Raw genomic sequence first — 15748 nt, forward strand, 5'->3', positions numbered from 1 at the left:
TTAACCAAATCTACCTGAAATGTAATCCTCTGTTTTTTTATTTTTAGGATTAGAAAAAATATTATTAGTAATATCCATTTCTATAAGTTTACCATTTAAAAAGAACGCTGTATAATCTGAAGTTCTTGCAGCTTGTTCCATATTATGAGTAACCACAACTACTGTGTAATTCTTCTTTAATTCTTCCATAAGTTCCTCAATTTTTAATGTTGAAATAGGATCTAGGGCTGAAGTAGGTTCATCCATAAGAATTATATCTGGCTTAGAGGCTAATGCTCTTGCAATACATAGTCTTTGCTGTTGTCCTCCAGATAATCTAAAAGCTGATTTATTTAGAACATCTTTTACTTCATTCCAAAGTGCAGCTCTTTTTAAGCTACTTTCCACTATTTCATCTAATTTATTTTTATCTTTTATTCCATATCTCTTAGGACCATAAATTACATTTTCATATATAGACTTTGGAAAAACGTTAGGTTTTTGAAATACCATTCCTACTGACTTTCTAAGTTCAATTGTATCTATATTTTCAGTTAAGATATCATTATTATTTATAAGAATTTTTCCTTCATAGTTTATATCATTTATAAAATCATTCATTCTATTTAAGCTTCTTAAAAATGTAGATTTGCCACATCCCGAAGGACCTATTAATGCAATTATTTTTCTTTCTTCAATCTGCAAATTTATATTATCTAAGGCTTTTTTTTCACCATAGTAAAAGCTAAAATCCTCAACTTTTATTTTAGAAGTCATATTATCTCTCCTAGTCTTAATGTAAATTCTTATTATATTTATTTCTTAATAATATTGCTATACTGTTAGCAGTTAATAAAATTACAAGTAGTACTATTATTCCTGATGCTGCTAATTTTTGAAATTCTGCTTGTGGCCTTGAAGTCCAATTGTAAATTTGTATTGGTAGTGCTGTATATGAACTTGTAAGTCCTTTTGGTAAAAAGGCTACATAGCTTAAAGCTCCTACCATGATAAGTGGTGCAGATTCTCCTAATGCTCTTGATATGGAAAGTATTGTACCTGTTAATATACTTGGCATTGCATAAGGTAAGATAACTCCTGTTATACTTTGCCATTTTGAAACTCCTAAAGCATAAGAACCTTCTTTAATTGCAATAGGTACATTTCTAAGAGCTTCTTCTGTAGTAATTATTATAGTAGGCAATATTAATAAGGATAATGTCAATGCCCCAGTGAGCATTCCTCTGCCTAATACTACTACAAAGACTCCTAATCCAAGCATTCCATAAACTATAGATGGAACCCCTGCCAAGTTAGAAATATTAAGTTCTAAAAATTCTCTTAATCTACTTTTTTTCATGTACTCTTCAATATATATAGCAGTTCCAATTCCTATAGGAAAAGAAATTAATGCTGTCAAAAATATTAAATAAATACTGCCTACAAAAGCTGGTAATATTCCAGCCTTACTTACAAATCTTGATGGAAAACTAGTTAAAAAGTTTATATCTAAATATTTAATTCCATCTTTTATTATAGAAAACATAAGAAGTGCTAAGGTTATTAACGCAAATAATGTACAAGCTAGAAATATGAATTTACATAATGCATTTTTTATTTTTCTTCGTTTTAAATTGTTTTCTTCCTTAATTCTATGATTTTCCTTAGAGGAAGTTTTATTTATAACATATCCTTCATTAGACATTTTGAAGCTCCTTTCCTTTTTTAACTACTTTTTTAGCAATGATATTCAATATAAATGTAAGTAAAAACAATACTGTTCCTACTGCAAAAATAGTTTGATATTCTATAGTCCCTCTTTGCACATCTCCCATTGCTATATTAACCATATATCCTGTAATTGTTTGTATACTTTTAAGTGGATTTAAAGTTAATGATGGCCTAGATCCTGCTGCAATTGCGACTATCATAGTTTCTCCTATTGCTCTTGAAATAGCTAATATAAAAGATGATATGATTCCTGATATTGCTCCTGGTATAACTATTTTTGTTACTACTTCCAATTTTGTTGCTCCTAATGCATAAGCGCCGTCTCTTACAGATGAGGATATAGAACTCATAGCATCCTCGCTCAAAGATGAAATCATAGGTATAATCATTATTCCTACAGCAATTCCTGCACTTAGAGCATTAAATATCTCTATGTTAGGAAAGATTTTTTGAAGTAAAGGTGTTATAAATGTCAGTGCAAAATATCCATAAACTATAGATGGTATACCCGCTAGAATTTCCACCATTGGTTTAAGTATATTTTTTACTTTTTTTGGTGCATATTCACTTAGATAAATTGCTGCTCCTAACCCTATAGGAATGGCAATTATAATTGCAGTAACTCCAATTATTAATGTGCCGTTTAATAGTGGCATTATTCCAAAGTGCTTAGGTTCTAAAAGAGGAGTCCAACTCTTCTCTGTAAAAAATCTTACAATTCCTATATCTTTAAAAAATATAAAAGATTCTTTAGATAAAATAACTATAATTGCTACGGTTGTTAATACAGTTAATAATGTAAATCCCTGCAAAAACTTTTCTATTATGAACTCTTTTTTATTAATATTTCTCCTTTTAGATGACATATATTTTCCTCCTACAGTGTTCCTCGTGTTATTGATTTAATTATATGGTTTTAATGTTAACTTCCTTATAACTAATGTTAAGGCAAGGTTAACAGAATGTTAGCTTTTATTAATTTAACCTCAAATTAGACAATTTATTAAAATTTCTTTATTTTATAAATTAAAGGAGGGATAGCCTACAGGCTATCCCCTTATTATTCATCTTTAACTAAGCTATTCTATCTTTCCTAATTCCACATTATAATCTTCATCTGGTAACTCTACATATCCGATTTCTGATATAATAGATTTTCCTTCACTTAAATAGAACTTTAAGAATTCTTTAATTTCTTCTCTTTTTAATGATTCATTATTTACATATAAAAATAATGGTCTTGATAATGGAGCATAGCTTCCATCTTTTATAGTTTCAAAACTAGGTTCAACTCCACCTTTGCCATTATCAATTTTAACAGCCTTTAGCTTATCCTTATTTTCTTCATAATATGAATATCCAAAGAAGCCCATGGCATTTTTATTTCCTGCAACACCTTGTACTAACGTATTAGGGTCTGCATTAGGAGTTATATCCTGTCTTATTGCACCACTTTTTTTATTTATTTCTTCTGTAAAATAATCAAATGTACCTGAATCTGTTCCTGGTGAGTAGAATTTAATTTCTTCTGCTGGCCATTCATTTCTTATATCCTTCCAAGTCTTGACCTTGCTATCAGGAGACCATATATTCTTTATCTCATCTACTGTTAAAGTATCTACCCATGTATTGTCTTTATTAACTGCTAGAGTAATTCCATCAAAGGCAATTTTAAAATCTGTGTAAGTAACACCATTCTTTTCAGCCTCTGACTTTTCTTTATCTTTAATTGCTCTTGAAGCGTCATTTATATCTGTTTCTTTAGTAACAAATCTTTTAAATCCTCCACCGGTTCCAGATATTCCAATAGGAATTTTAACATCTCTGTGAATTTTATTAAATTCTTCTGCCATTCCCTCTGTAATAGGTGCTACAGTTGACGAACCATCAATTTTTATCTCTCCAGTTAGTGAAGATGAACTCTCTTTCTTACCGCAACCTATAAACACTCCTGTTAAAGTTACTACTAGTAAAGAAGTAAGTATAAGTTTAATTGATTGTCTTTTCATTTTGCTTCCTCCTAAATATATATGTTATTATTTCTTCCAAATTTTCCTTACAAGTTTATTTTATAGAGATTTTATTAAGCAAGTTTTATCATCTTGTTAATTAAAGTTTACTTAATGTTAAGTATTATTTACAATTAAAATCTACCCTATACAATTGAGAATTGACAATGGACAATCTATGGAGAGTTCTCCCATAAAGAAGAAATTCAGAATTATTTTTTTAATTATTTTATAATTTTTCATAATAAAAAAGAAAAGTAAATTAGTACTTTTCCTTTTTAAAAACTATTAAATAACTATATCTTTAATATATTGATTAAATTATTTAATAATTGCTCCCAATTATACTTCATCCCAGGGAACCCTTATACAATTGAGAATTCACGATTGACAATGGACAATTATGGAAACTTCTCTTTTATAAGAGAAGTTTTAAATTGATTTGTTTTTGAAGTGGCACAGTCACTTTCATTGAAAAGTTCATTTTAAGGAATTAATTTGTAAAAATTAATTTCAACCAGAATTGTCAATTTTCCATTTTTAATTCTCAATTGGTTAAGTTCCCCTGAGGTGGAAAAACTAGCAATATAATTGCTAGTAAAAAAATATATTTAAAGAGATTAATTCATAAAGAATTAATCTCTACCTTAATTTTCAATTGTCCATGGTCAATTCTCAATTAATTTAACTATAAGGTATAGTTATAATAAATTTTGTCCCCTTATTTAAGGCACTTTCTACAGATATATTACCATTAAAACCCAATACAATATGTTTAACTATTGCAAGACCTAAACCAGTTCCGCCCTTAGCTCTAGATCTGGCCTTATCCACTCTATAGAACCTCTCAAATAAGCGTGATATATGATCTTCTGATATTCCTATTCCCTTATCTTCTACCTCAATAACGCATTGATTATCTTTATAATATCTATTAATAATAATCTCTTCACTTTCAGAATACTTAATTGCATTATCAACTAAATTAATAAGCATTTGCTTAAATTTATCGCTGTCCCCAACTAAATTAGGAACATTTTCTCCTTTTATTACAATGTTTAAATCTTTCTTCTCACCTACATTTCTCATAAGAGCATCAACATGAAAGATTATTCTATTTACATCAACTATTTCTTTTTTAAAGTCTTTTTGTAATTCAATATCAGAGAGAATCAATATATCAGATATAAGCCTAGTAAGTCTATCCGCTTCCTCTTCAATTATATCTAAAAACTTATCTCGAGTTTCTATATCGTCAACATATCTTAAAGTTTCTGTAAATCCCTTAATAGAAGTTAAAGGTGTTTTTAATTCATGAGACACATTAGCTACAAATTCCGTTCTGACATTTTCTAATTTCTTAACATCTGTTACATCCTGTATTACAGCTACTTTACCAATATGATGATTTCTATTTATAATATCTGCAGTTCTAACTCTTAAATATGCTTCTTTAGGGTAATCTATTTTAACTTCTTTATAATGATCATCTATATCCTTAAAAATCGTACTTATATCAAAATTTTTGGAGATTGTGTTTATATTTTTGCCTATAACATCTTCATTAATTTCAAAAATTTTTTCCGTATATGCATTAACTATGATTATATTATCATTAATATCTATAGCAATAACTCCACTATCCATACTTTGAAGTATAGCAGATAATCTATTTTGTTTTTCTTTAACTTCATTTAAACTATATTCTAGTTTATTTGCCATTTTATTAAAGCTTGCACCTAACTGGCCTATTTCATCCTTAGAAGTCACCTTAACCCTTCTATCCAACTCACCTTGTGCTATCATAGAAGTAGTATTTTCCAAGTCCATAATAGGCTTTACGATTATATAAGACAACTTTGAGGAAACCCATATTGTAATTAGAAGTATAACTCCTACTACAGTTACATAAGTGAATATATATGTTTTATCCTCACCGTTAATTCCTTTAACTGGTTGAGAAGTTCTTATAATATAATTGTCAAATTTTGATGCATAATAAACAGTGTCTACATCTAAACTTTTACTAACTCTTACTCCATAACCTTCACCACTAACTAATGCCTCTTTAAATTCCGATCTTTCTTTATGATTTTCTAAATTATTTTTATCTACTTTAGAATCAAACTTTACATTCCCTTCGATATCTAGTATTGTAACTCTTATATTTAAATCATCAAGCTTTTTAAATAATGCTTTATTATTATCAATTTCATTAACTTTAATAAACTCCATTATAATTCCATTGTAGTTTTTTAAATTTTCTTTTACATTTTCCTGTCTTTGATAATTTAATATAGTTATAAATAAAACTGTCACAAATCCAAAAATAAATATCATGGAAGATAAAATATAAAACATTAATTTCTTCTTCATGGGATTAGTTTACTCACTTCCCTCAGAATAGTTGAATTTATATCCTATTCCTCTTATTGTTTGAATAAACACAGGATTTTTATCATTACTCTCAATCTTTTGTCTTAAATGCCTTACATGAACATCTACAGTTCGAGTTTCCCCTACATACTCATAGCCCCATATTTTATCCAAAAGAAAGTCTCTAGTCATAACCCTTCCACGATTTTTAATAAGTATCTCTAAAAGTTCAAATTCTTTTAAAGTGAGCTCTACTTTTTCTCCATTTCTCTTTACTTCATGCTTTTCAAAATCTATAACTACATCACCAAATTTGAAATTATTATCCTCATATTTTACTACAGTTCTTCTAAGAATAGCTTTAACTCTTGCCATAAGCTCTCTAACAGAAAAAGGTTTTGTTATATAATCATCTGCTCCAAGTTCTAAACCTAATATTTTGTCTAGTTCCTCACTTTTTGCAGTAATCATTATGATTGGCATAGAAGAGATGATTGGCTCCTTTCTAATTTCCTTACAAACTTCAAGTCCATCCATTCCTGGAAGCATTAAATCTAATAAAAGTAGATCAGGCATTTTTTCTTTTGCAATTTTTAAGCCTAGGTCTCCAGTATTAGCTGTTAAAACTTTATATCCATTTTTCTCAAGATTAAACTTTATAAGCTCAACTATATGCTCCTCATCATCTACTACTAAAATTTTTTTTTCTGCCATAAGTTTTCCTCCATTATTCAATATATACAAAAGAAAATAATCTTCCCTCTTTTTCATGTTCTTTTCTATAAGAATATAACTCGTATTCACTATTGCAATAAGTACATATATCTGTAGAATAAATATTGTCTTTTTTAATATTAAAGTTCGTAAACTGTACCTGTATACATTCTTGTAAATTTAAATATCGTCCATTACTTATATTTTCATATTTGTAAATGGGAAGAGCTTTAAATTTTTCTATTAATTCTTCACTTACCTCATAACAACATTCTTTATTATGAGGTCCTATATATACTTTTAAATCCTCTTCATTACAGCCATATTCTTTAATAATTTTTTCTATAGTTTTTGTAACAATAAGATTAAATGTACCTTTCCATCCACTGTGTATTGCTGCTGCTACTTTCTTTTTATTATCTACAATTATTACAGGTACACAATCTGCTGTGAAAATTCCTATTGCTGTTTTATTCTTAGAGGTTATAATACTATCTCCATCTAAATTAGTTATATTGTCATTTTCATAAATATGAACTATATCACTATGAATTTGATTTAGATAAATAACCTCGTCTAATTTAAATAAACTTTTTAGATTGTTTAAATTATTTTGTCCTTCTTTTGTTCTTTTATTAAAGTTTAAATTATTTTTTGATGTTGAAAAAACTATATTTATATTTTCTTCTTTATATGTTACAAATTCATAATCACTAATATTTAGCTTTGCCATGTTGACCTCCTAATTTCTACTTTGATAATATCATTTAAAGTAATATACTGTAACAGTTTCCTCTATTTTTTAACTTGTATTTAACATAAAATTTTCAGATTTCATCTAAAACTTTACATAGAAAAAAAGTAAAATACTTTTTAAGTATTCTACTTATGACTCATAAGATTTCTAATTTCATGCATAAAAGTATTTATGTCTTCAAATTGCCTGTATACAGAAGCAAATCTAACATAAGCAACTTCATCAATAGTTTTTAACTTTTCTAGCACCATTTCACCTATATCCTCTGAGCTAATTTCTGTAATCATTTTATTGTTTAAAGATTTCTCTATATCATTGGTGATATTTTCAATTACAGCTCTGGATACCGGTCTTTTTTGGCAAGCAATAACTAATCCCCTTATTATTTTATCTCTGTTGAAAAACTCTCTATTTAAATCCCTTTTAATGACTAATACCGGAATATCTTCTATCTTTTCATAGGTGGTATATCGTTTGTTACAGCGAAGGCATTCTCTTCTTCTTCTTATTGCAACATTATCATCAGTGGATCTTGAGTCAACTACTTTACTTTCTTCACCGCTACAAAATGGACATTTCACTTATCTTCACTACCTTTTTAAAGAATTTTATATAGTTAATTATACACATATTTTGATAAAATTCCATAAAAAAATAAAATATCTCTTATTCTTCCATTATATCTATATATCCTTCTCCATCAACTAGTATTACATCAATACCTATTTTTCTAATATTTTCCCAAGGAATTTCAATATCACTACTTTTATTAAACCATCCACCTTTTTCTTGAGAAGGTATTACAATTGACAATACTCTATAAACTTCACAGTCTATTTTTAAATCTTTTATATATCCAAGTTTTGATCCCGAATTTATATCTATAACTTCCATCATCTTTAAACTATTTATTGCATACATTGTGTTTTCCATAATATCCTCCCATATTTTTTTCTCTATGCTAATATATATTTTAAAGTAAAATATATATTCTTATGAATCTAAAATAAAATAATTAATTAAAGAAATTAGTTTAATTAAAACTAATTTCCACCACAATTATAAATTTTCTATTTTTAATTCTCCATTGATCAAAGCTGTGAGTTGAAATATTAAAAGATATATCTATACATTATTTTAAAAATAGTTTATAGATACAAAATTTTTCAACTTACTAACTGGTTATTTTTGAATATGCTTTATTTAAGAAGCTTGTACTTAGAAACTGATTAATTTTTAGCCTTTACAGATTTTTATCAAACTTTTAATAATATCTTTAATAAGAAAAAACAGAGCCTATATAGGCTCTTTAAACATATTTCCTCATATGCTTTAACGCTGTCTTTTCTAATCGTGATACCTGTGCTTGAGAAATACCTATCTCATCTGCTACCTCCATTTGAGTTCTTCCATCAAAGAATCTTAAATTTAATATTAATTTTTCTCTATCGCTTAATTTTTTCATAGCTTCTTTTATAGATATATTTTCAAGCCAACTATCATCTAAATTCTTATTATCACTAATTTGATCCATAACATAGATAGCATCTCCACCATCATGATAAATTGGTTCAAACAAAGAAACTGGATCTTGAATAGCATCAAGTGCAAAAACTACTTCTTCTCTTGATACTTGAAGCTCTTTTGCTATTTGTGAAACAGTAGGTTCTTTATTATCTTTATTAACTAATCTATCTCTAACTTGAAGTGCTTTATATGCAATATCTCTAAGTGATCTACTAACTCTTATAGAATTATTATCTCTTAAATATCGCCTTATTTCACCAATAATCATTGGAACAGCATAAGTAGAAAACTTAACGTTTTGGCTTAAATCAAAATTGTCAATAGCTTTAATTAATCCTATACATCCTACTTGAAATAAATCGTCAACATTTTCTCCCCTATTGTTAAAACGTTGAATAACGCTAAGTACCAGTCTTAAATTTCCTTTTATAAATTTTTCTCTGGATTCTTCATCTCCATCCTTCATTTTTAAAAGCAATTCCTTCATTTCCTTTTCTTTTAAAACTGGTAGTTTTGACGTGTTTACCCCACATATTTCTACTTTGTTTATCATCATAAGGTCACCATTCCCTTCAGAGTAATTGCATTTTAATTATCTCCTTATGTGATAACTTTTATACTAAGGACAACTTTACAACATTTTATTAATTTCTTTTTTCAACCTTTTAATAATTCTTTTTTCTAATCTAGAAATATATGATTGTGATATACCAAGTATATCCGCTACTTCCTTTTGGGTTTTTTCTGCATATCCATTAAGGCCAAATCTCAACTCAACAATTTCTTTTTCTCTATCATTTAATTTTTCCATTGCTAAAACCAATAATTGCTTGTCAACCTCATCTTCAATAAGGTTGTAAACTACATCACTTTCAGTACCTAATATATCCGATAATAAAAGTTCATTTCCATCCCAATCAATATTTAGTGGTTCATAAAATGATATTTCTGTCTTGATTTTACTATTTCTCCTTAAATACATAAGTATTTCATTTTCGATACATCTTGAAGCATATGTAGCAAGCTTAATCTTCTTTTCAGGATCAAATGTATTTACAGCTTTAATAAGCCCTATAGTACCTACAGAAATTAAATCTTCTACGTTCACTCCTGTATTTTCAAACTTTCTAGCAATATATACAACTAGTCTTAAATTTCTTTCTATAAGTGTAGCTCTAATGCTTTCATCTCCTAAAACTAAATCCTGTACTAACTTATCTTCCTCTTCCTTAGTAAGCGGTGGGGGTAATGCATCATTTCCTCCTATATAATAAACCTTTTTATAAAAAATTTTTATTTTGCCTAACAAGCTGCTTAATCCACTTATTAATTTATTGAAAAAGACTTTAATTTTCACTTAAATACCCCCGTTCAAATTATTATACCTCTTGGCAATAGTGCATTATAGTCATTGTATTTACTAAGTTTATTATCACAAAAAGCTATAATTGCATCTTTTAAAATTATATTTTCATCAAAAATAATACTAACACTATCAGGTTTAAATCCCTCTAGCTTTCCATCTTTCCCGTTTACCACTGAATAACCTATTAGATATTTTGCATAACTGTTTAATTCCAATTCCTTTAAAGCATCTTTCTCTACTATAATTACTGGTAAATTAGTAATAGGCTCTCTTAATTCATTACCTGTATCTAAAAATCCCTTAACCCTTAACTTTTGATTATTAACAGAGATATCAATAGTACAAATATAGTTGTATAATATTTTTCTATCTTTTATGTATACTACAACTCTGTTAATAATTAAGTATAGAATCATTATAGCTAATGCTAATTTTTCATAATTAAATTTAAACATAGAATGAGTAAATAATAAATTAGGATCATTGTTTAGTGAAAAGTAATAGGTAGTTCCCGCAAGCAACATAGAATAAAGTATATAAATTAAAGTACCTTTAATACAGATCAATTTGCTTTCTTTTCTTAAGCAAATTATTATCATTATAAAAGCAATGATTACATTAACTAATTTACTTTTAAGAAACATAAGTCTTGGAACAAACATCACCAAAACATACAGACTTCCAAAAGCTGCTGCAATGATCTCTTTTGTAAACTTTGTTTTCTTCTTTATAGTTTGAAGAGTAATACATAAGATGAATAAATTAACTAAAAAATTCTTAAATAAAATTTCATCTAAATAAATAACCAAAATTATTCCTCCTCTAAGAAATATTATACATGTAATAGAGTATAAAATTTGTAAAATTTTACCTGTATTTTTAGAATTATTCATTTTTTTTTACGTCAAATTATGATTATTTTCCCAAATAATTTTGATATACATAGATTTAAATAAATATTTTGATATTTTAACTAAAGTTATTTAATTACTAATTGTGAAAACTTGTTCTTTATACAATTGAGAATTGAAGATGTATAATCTATAGAAATTTCTCCTTATATTAAAGAAGTTTTAAATTAATTTATTTTTAAGTTACATCATGGTTTCCTATAAAAAAACTAGCAATGTAATTGCTAGTTAAAAATCAGTTAAAAAAATTAATTTAATTAAACTTAGAAATAATATATTATTTTGCAAAAAAAAGAAAAGCAAATGTAATTTTACATTTGCCTTAAAATTATCTATTTGTATTTCTTCTTAACCACGTTGGTACTGAATAATTTTCTTCTTCATATTTCTCTTCTGTTGCTGCTACTTCCTCTTTAGGGACATTTCTTGAAGAAACTATTGTATCAGCTTTCGAATTATTAATTATATTTTGAGGAGCTTTGTCACATTCAAATCCAGTTGCTATAACAGTTATTCTTATTTCTTCTTTTAAATTCTCATCAATAACTGCACCAAATATAATGTTTGCATCTGGGTCTGCAGCTTCTTGAACTATTTGTGCAGCTTCACTAATTTCTAATAATGATAAATCAGATCCTCCAGTAACATTTAATAGCACTCCTGTTGCACCAACGATTGAAGTTTCAAGAAGAGGGCTTGATATTGCTTCTTTTGCCGCTTCTTGCGCTCTATTATCACCTCTACCTGCACCTACCCCCATATGAGCCAGTCCTTTATCCAACATTATTGTACTAATATCAGCAAAGTCCAAGTTTATAAGTCCTGGTATAGTAATAAGGTCTGATATACCTTGAACACCTTGTCTTAATACCTCATCCGCTTTTTTAAATGATTCAACTAATGTAGTTTTTTTATCTACCATGCTCAACAATCTTTCATTTGGTATTGTCACTAAAGTATCTACCGATTCCTTTAATGATTTAATTCCAGTTTCAGCATGAATCATTCTTTTTCTGCCTTCAAATATAAATGGTTTAGTAATAACTCCTATTGTCAATATTCCCATTGACTTAGCAATTTCTGCTACTACTGGTGCTGCACCAGTACCTGTACCACCACCCATACCAGCAGTAATAAATACCATATCTGCACCTTTTAGTGCTTGTACAATTTCTTCTTTGCTTTCTTCTGCTGCTTTTCTTCCAATTTCAGGATTAGCACCTGCACCTAATCCTCTAGTAAGCTTCTCACCTAATTGAATTTTTTGTGATGCTTTTGATAAAGCTAAAGCTTGCTTGTCTGTATTTATTCCTATAAACTCTACGTTTTTAAGTCCTTCTTCAATCATTCTATTTACAGCGTTGTTTCCTCCGCCTCCACATCCAATTACCTTTATCTGGCATAAATCTCTGTCTTGAACATCAAAATCTAGCACAATACTACCTCCTCATTAGAAAAAATCTGATAAAAACGATTTTATTTTGGATGAAAATGTCTCTTTTACACTTTTACTTGACTTTTTATTATTTAAGTTTTTTGGTTCTACATTCTCTTCTACATTCTCTATAACTTTCATATTCAATGATAATTCTTTTATAATACCTGTAGCTGTTGTATATATTGGGTTAGCAGCTCCTACATAAGATGGAGTACCTATTCTACATGACTTGTCCAATATACTTGAAACTAAATCAGTAACACTCCTATATAGTGAAATACCACCACCACATATTACAATAGAGCTTATTTCATTATAATATCCAGCTTCAATTAAATCTCGTTTAACTAAAACTATTATTTCTTTAACTCTTTCTGCAACTATTTCAACTAATGTATTATAATCTACTTCTAATAACTCTCCATTCTCTGATGAATAAATCTTTAATTTATAATCTAGTGATATATCATCTTTAAATAGCCTTCCGCTTTTAATTTTTAAGTTCTCTGCATCCTCACGAGAAATTTTAAGACAAATAGATATGTCACTGGTTATAGTTTCACCGCCTAGAGGTATACTAGATGTATAGCTTAGTTTATTATTTTTAAATATGGAAATATCTGAAGTCTCCGCACCTATATCTATAAGTGCTACTCCTTCTTTAAGTTCTTCAGATTTTAACATATCCTTTGATACTCCTAAAGAATCTACAACTACACTCTTAACTTTTACTTTTGCTTCATTCATAGCTTTTCTGTAGTTATCAACTATTTCTTTTGATGCAATTAACACCTGAGCTCTAACTCCTAAAGTACGACCTAATAACCCTATTGGATTATTTATGTTACCCACCTCGTTGATTGAATATTCCTCAGGGTTTATTGCTACTACTTCCATGCCTCTAGAAGCCTCAACTTCAAGTCTCATCACATTAATAACACTATCAATGTCTTCTCTCTTTATTTCTCTATCCTGGGAAGATAAAGTTAATACTTCTCTTTCCTCAACTATTTCACATAATGATACAGGTATAGAAATATATGCATCTTCTATAGTAGTACCAACAATATTTTCTAGTTGTTTTACTGTCTCAGAAATAGCTTTAGTTGTACTTTCTACATCTTCAAGTAGACCTTTTTTTATGCCATTACATTTAGATGTAGTAATTCCTAAAACTTGAAGCTTTCCGATACCATCTAAATCTCCAACTACACCACATACTTTGGATGCTCCAATGTCTATTCCAACTATGTAATTGCTCACTTAAATTATCCCCCCTTAAGAGAAGCTTCAAAAGTATATATTCAACAAAAAACTTATTTTTCCTCTAAAATAGCTTATTTTTTAGAGAATATTATGTTAAAATATAAACTCCTATTTTCAGTATAATTGCTTTGTAAATAAAATGCAATATTTCACTAAAAACCATCTATTTTTATTTACGTTTATATAAAAAATAGATGGGATACTGCTCTCATCTATACCAAATATAAAGATTACTTATTTTAATACAATTCTTTTTTAAATCACATTTTATTAAATAAGATTATCTTTAAGTTTTAATTTGATTTCTTTCCTAGGCAATAAATTTGTGTATTGTAATTTACTGGTAGTATAAAGCTACCAGTATACACTTTAATAATAACAGATTTCATATTTACATATCAATACTATAATATATTTCCTTAATATATTATAGTATTTTTAAAAACTTTGCAAATTCTTAAAAATAATCAATATGTTTATTATATATTGATAGACTACCTTAAAGCTTAATATATAACAAATATAATCATTTTCTTTACTATAATTATTTTTTTAATAATTATATAAAAAATAACTAATCAAATATATGATTAGTTATTTTTTGAATATTCTTAAGTAATTTTATAATATTTGTTTCCATATTTCTATAGCTTTATAAGCCTGACTATAAAGCATATCCATTCCATTTATAGTTCTTGCACCATATTTTTCTCCTAATTCCATAAACTTAGTAACCTTAGGATTATAATTCAAGTCATAAAAAACTATATTCTTATTACAATTCTTTATTTTTATAGGGCAACTTTCCATATAGTTTGCGCCACCTAATGGTGTACAGTTAATTACTATGTCATAATCTCTTAAATCCAATTCATCTTCAAAGCTAAAAAATTTACTTATATAAATACTATGATCTTTTATGGATTTTTTTTTTCTAAGTACCATATGTATTTCATCTACACCTAAGTCCTTTACTCCATAAAGTACAGCTTTAGCAGCTCCTCCGCTACCAATAATTAAAGATTTTTTTCCTTGAAGATTAATATTATTTATTTTTAAACTTTCAATAAAGCCAAAATAATCAGTATTATAACCTATAAGTCTATTATTATTAATTACAACTGTATTAACTGCTTTAATCTTGTTTGCAGGATAAACTAGCTCTTGCAAGAAGTCTATAATATATTCTTTATATGGAATGGTAACATTAACTCCTACTATATTATTACTTGGTAAAGATTCTAAAAATTTTTTTACTTCACTTTGCCGTATATCAAATATTCTATATTCTAACGATATATTGTTCTTCTTATAATATTCATTATGAATAGGAGGTGACAAAGTATACTGTATGTTTCTTCCCAATAGTCCACTATAATTCATTATATCACCTCCTTCAAGCTTTATACTATTTTAAATTCAATATTAAATGTAAAAACACTAATATAAAATTAATTAAGTAAGGATGAGAATTTGACTGTGTATTGCATGCAATTAAAAATTTAAAGCCTAGTTTCTTTTGAAGAAAATAATTTACAATAATTATTTTGCTCTCATTAATCACTAACTTTATAATTCAAATACAGTTCATAATTCACATCTTTAATTCAATTTTATACTCTTTAATATTATTTTGTAAATATCACTACACTTAAAACCTCATACTAAATTATA

At 27.5% G+C, this 15748-nt stretch carries 15 protein-coding genes; all 15 read right to left on the reverse strand.

The features are described 5' to 3' along the window. The 15 genes from pstB to ACWPW7_RS17140 all read right to left on the reverse strand — a co-directional run bounded on the left by pstB (nucleotide 1) and on the right by ACWPW7_RS17140 (nucleotide 15457). Nucleotides 1-756, reverse strand: a complete 756-nt coding sequence (pstB, locus tag ACWPW7_RS17070; protein WP_454054478.1) for a phosphate ABC transporter ATP-binding protein PstB — start codon at nucleotides 754-756, stop codon at nucleotides 1-3. Nucleotides 757-772: 16 nt separating this feature from the next. Then, nucleotides 773-1684, reverse strand: a complete 912-nt coding sequence (pstA, locus tag ACWPW7_RS17075; RefSeq protein ID WP_454054479.1) for a phosphate ABC transporter permease PstA — start codon at nucleotides 1682-1684, stop codon at nucleotides 773-775. Continuing rightward, nucleotides 1677-2576 carry a phosphate ABC transporter permease subunit PstC gene (gene pstC / locus ACWPW7_RS17080; protein ID WP_454054480.1) on the reverse strand — a complete coding sequence of 300 codons (900 nt, stop codon included), beginning with the start codon at nucleotides 2574-2576 and terminating at the stop codon, nucleotides 1677-1679. Before pstC ends, pstA begins: the two co-directional genes overlap by 8 nt. A gap of 213 nt (nucleotides 2577-2789) precedes the next feature. Then, nucleotides 2790-3719 (reverse strand): PstS family phosphate ABC transporter substrate-binding protein, encoded by a 930-nt coding sequence (locus tag ACWPW7_RS17085; RefSeq protein WP_454054481.1) that lies wholly within the window; start codon nucleotides 3717-3719, stop codon nucleotides 2790-2792. Nucleotides 3720-4403: 684 nt separating this feature from the next. Next, the gene (locus ACWPW7_RS17090; RefSeq protein WP_454054482.1) at nucleotides 4404-6095 is read right to left on the reverse strand and encodes an ATP-binding protein; all 1692 of its coding nucleotides are present in this window, start codon (nucleotides 6093-6095) and stop codon (nucleotides 4404-4406) included. 9 nt (nucleotides 6096-6104) lie between these two features. Beyond that, on the reverse strand, nucleotides 6105-6809 hold the full coding sequence (locus tag ACWPW7_RS17095) for a response regulator transcription factor (protein WP_039631714.1): 705 nt from the start codon (nucleotides 6807-6809) through the stop codon (nucleotides 6105-6107). 13 nt (nucleotides 6810-6822) lie between these two features. Continuing rightward, a complete protein-coding gene (gene pgeF / locus ACWPW7_RS17100; RefSeq protein ID WP_454054483.1) occupies nucleotides 6823-7542 on the reverse strand; it encodes a peptidoglycan editing factor PgeF in 720 nt (239 codons plus the stop codon). Between the two features lie 149 nt (nucleotides 7543-7691). Beyond that, nucleotides 7692-8147: a transcriptional regulator NrdR gene (gene nrdR, locus ACWPW7_RS17105; protein ID WP_291568490.1), complete on the reverse strand. Its 456-nt coding sequence runs from the start codon at nucleotides 8145-8147 to the stop codon at nucleotides 7692-7694. Between the two features lie 85 nt (nucleotides 8148-8232). Further along, nucleotides 8233-8499: a YlmC/YmxH family sporulation protein gene (locus tag ACWPW7_RS17110; protein WP_291568492.1), complete on the reverse strand. Its 267-nt coding sequence runs from the start codon at nucleotides 8497-8499 to the stop codon at nucleotides 8233-8235. A 376-nt stretch (nucleotides 8500-8875) separates the two neighbouring features. Next, on the reverse strand, nucleotides 8876-9649 hold the full coding sequence (gene sigG / locus ACWPW7_RS17115) for an RNA polymerase sporulation sigma factor SigG (RefSeq protein ID WP_291568493.1): 774 nt from the start codon (nucleotides 9647-9649) through the stop codon (nucleotides 8876-8878). Between the two features lie 75 nt (nucleotides 9650-9724). Beyond that, on the reverse strand, nucleotides 9725-10420 hold the full coding sequence (gene sigE, locus ACWPW7_RS17120; protein ID WP_291568638.1) for an RNA polymerase sporulation sigma factor SigE: 696 nt from the start codon (nucleotides 10418-10420) through the stop codon (nucleotides 9725-9727). Between the two features lie 44 nt (nucleotides 10421-10464). Next, a complete protein-coding gene (spoIIGA, locus tag ACWPW7_RS17125; protein WP_454054484.1) occupies nucleotides 10465-11268 on the reverse strand; it encodes a sigma-E processing peptidase SpoIIGA in 804 nt (267 codons plus the stop codon). 430 nt (nucleotides 11269-11698) lie between these two features. Further along, a complete protein-coding gene (ftsZ, locus tag ACWPW7_RS17130; RefSeq protein WP_291568497.1) occupies nucleotides 11699-12805 on the reverse strand; it encodes a cell division protein FtsZ in 1107 nt (368 codons plus the stop codon). Between the two features lie 15 nt (nucleotides 12806-12820). Then, the gene (gene ftsA, locus ACWPW7_RS17135) at nucleotides 12821-14071 is read right to left on the reverse strand and encodes a cell division protein FtsA (RefSeq protein ID WP_454054485.1); all 1251 of its coding nucleotides are present in this window, start codon (nucleotides 14069-14071) and stop codon (nucleotides 12821-12823) included. 624 nt (nucleotides 14072-14695) lie between these two features. Beyond that, a complete protein-coding gene (locus ACWPW7_RS17140) occupies nucleotides 14696-15457 on the reverse strand; it encodes a shikimate dehydrogenase family protein (RefSeq protein ID WP_454054486.1) in 762 nt (253 codons plus the stop codon). Between the last annotated feature and the right edge of the window lie 291 nt (nucleotides 15458-15748).

The organism is Clostridium sp. Marseille-Q7071, assembly GCF_965112025.1.

What these genes read in the sequence shown, in the direction of transcription:
- pstC (WP_454054480.1), bottom strand. Translation starts at nt 2,576, where the DNA reads ATGTCATCTAAAAGGAGAAATATTAATAAAAAAGAGTTCATAATAGAA.
- ACWPW7_RS17090 (WP_454054482.1), bottom strand. Translation starts at nt 6,095, where the DNA reads ATGAAGAAGAAATTAATGTTTTATATTTTATCTTCCATGATATTTATT.
- ACWPW7_RS17085 (WP_454054481.1), bottom strand. Translation starts at nt 3,719, where the DNA reads ATGAAAAGACAATCAATTAAACTTATACTTACTTCTTTACTAGTAGTA.
- ACWPW7_RS17095 (WP_039631714.1), bottom strand. Translation starts at nt 6,809, where the DNA reads ATGGCAGAAAAAAAAATTTTAGTAGTAGATGATGAGGAGCATATAGTT.
- ACWPW7_RS17110 (WP_291568492.1), bottom strand. Translation starts at nt 8,499, where the DNA reads ATGGAAAACACAATGTATGCAATAAATAGTTTAAAGATGATGGAAGTT.
- pgeF (WP_454054483.1), bottom strand. Translation starts at nt 7,542, where the DNA reads ATGGCAAAGCTAAATATTAGTGATTATGAATTTGTAACATATAAAGAA.
- ACWPW7_RS17140 (WP_454054486.1), bottom strand. Translation starts at nt 15,457, where the DNA reads ATGAATTATAGTGGACTATTGGGAAGAAACATACAGTATACTTTGTCA.
- pstB (WP_454054478.1), bottom strand. Translation starts at nt 756, where the DNA reads ATGACTTCTAAAATAAAAGTTGAGGATTTTAGCTTTTACTATGGTGAA.
- sigG (WP_291568493.1), bottom strand. Translation starts at nt 9,649, where the DNA reads ATGATGATAAACAAAGTAGAAATATGTGGGGTAAACACGTCAAAACTA.
- pstA (WP_454054479.1), bottom strand. Translation starts at nt 1,684, where the DNA reads ATGTCTAATGAAGGATATGTTATAAATAAAACTTCCTCTAAGGAAAAT.